At 55.3% G+C, this 1,539-nt stretch carries 2 protein-coding genes; one reads left to right on the top strand and one right to left on the bottom strand.

All coding sequences use genetic code 11. The features are described from left to right. A partial coding sequence (locus BF12_RS0115725) for a UTP--glucose-1-phosphate uridylyltransferase (protein WP_051511078.1) occupies positions 1-627 on the bottom strand: 627 nt, incomplete at its 3' end. Positions 628-714: 87 nt separating this feature from the next. Between BF12_RS0115725 and BF12_RS0115720 the strand changes: the two genes are divergently transcribed. Beyond that, a partial coding sequence (locus BF12_RS0115720) for an ISAs1 family transposase (protein ID WP_024953088.1) occupies positions 715-1,539 on the top strand: 825 nt, incomplete at its 3' end.

Raw genomic sequence — 1,539 nt, 5'->3', positions numbered from 1 at the left:
AAGGATGGGGTCCACTTCAAAGATACGCCCCGGCAGCAAGTAACGACCGATGACGGCAAGAGTCGAGGGCTCGGTGCCCGCTGGCGGCTTTTCGACCATGCCAGTGATTCTGGCCGACTGGCCTGCTTCCGGTGCATCTCCGTCGAGTGCGACGATACCGTACTTGTAGGCCATTTCCTGCGGGACATTCTCGACCATGATCTGCGCTGCCTGGGTGGCTTCATAGGCCTCCATCATCTGCGCGAGATCGTTCTTTTGCAGACCTTCTCCGTCGACCAGTACGTCGGGCAGCATGACGACAAAGGGTTCGTCGCCGACAATCGGTTTGGCGCACAGGACAGCGTGTCCCAGACCCAGAGGTTCAGGCTGGCGCACGCTGATGATCTTGACGTCATCCGGGATGATGTTGCGCAGTTGTTCGAGCAGTTCGAGCTTGCCCTTGGCTTCCAGGGTAGCCTCCAGCTCGAAGTGCTTGTCGAAGTGGTTCTCGATGGCGCTCTTGCTCGAATGCGTCACCAGGACGATTTCCTTGATACCGGCCGCGACCGCTTCTTCCACCACATATTGGATCACCGGCTTGTCGACGATGGTGATCATTTCCTTGGGGATGGCCCAGGGAAAATGCATGAAAAACCGCTCTACGACGGGCCTCGTAGCGCTTTACCAAAAGGACCTCATGTGGTCATTTAGCAGCTTTCGCTCATGGATGATCCGATGCTGACACCGTCTCTTATGCACCATTTATCGATTGTTCCCGACTTCCGCCAGGCGTGGAAAGTGAAGCATCAGCTGTCGGATATCTTGTTTCTGATCGTCTGTGCGGTGATCTGTGGTGCAGAAGGTTGGGATGAAATCGAAGATTTTGGCCACGCGAAGTTGGACTTTCTTCGCCAGTACGGCGATTTTAAGGCTGGCGTGCCGAGTCACGATACCTTGGCCAGGGTGATGGCCCTGGTGAATGCCGAGCAGCTGCAAACTGCATTCGCTGAGTGGATGAAAAGTTGCCATGACGTGACTGAGGGCGCAGTGGTAGCCATTGATGGCAAGACATTGCGTGGCTCGTATTGCCGTGGCAAGAACAAGGGTGCGATCCACATGGTCAGTGCCTTCAGCGCGGCTAATGGTGTCGTGCTAGGGCAGGTGAAGACGGCGCAGAAGTCGAATGAGATTACGGCGATTCCCGAGCTGCTAAAGCTACTCAATCTGCAAGGCTGCTTGGTGACAATTGATGCCATGGGCTGCCAGAAAAAGATCGCCACTCAGGTCCTGCAGAAGGGTGCCGATTACCTGCTATCGGTAAAGGGGAATCAGCCAGCTTTGGCTGCCGCCTTCGAGACGGCATTCCCAATAACCAAGGTGGCGAGCTTTTCGGGAGACTCGTATATCACGGATGAAAAGAACCGCGGCCGGCAAGAGACGCGCTATCACATTGTGAGTGAGATTACTGAAGAGTTTCAAGAGCTTAGCTACGAATGGCCGGGCTTGAAAACGGTAGGGGTGGTGATGAGTTTTCGCCAAGAGGGCGATGAGGCTCCTGAA

It is taken from the genome of Cobetia crustatorum (assembly GCF_000591415.1).
Lineage (GTDB): Bacteria > Pseudomonadota > Gammaproteobacteria > Pseudomonadales > Halomonadaceae > Cobetia > Cobetia crustatorum.
The sequence above is the reverse complement of the archived record's forward strand: the minus strand, read 5'-3'. Positions and strand labels throughout refer to the sequence as shown.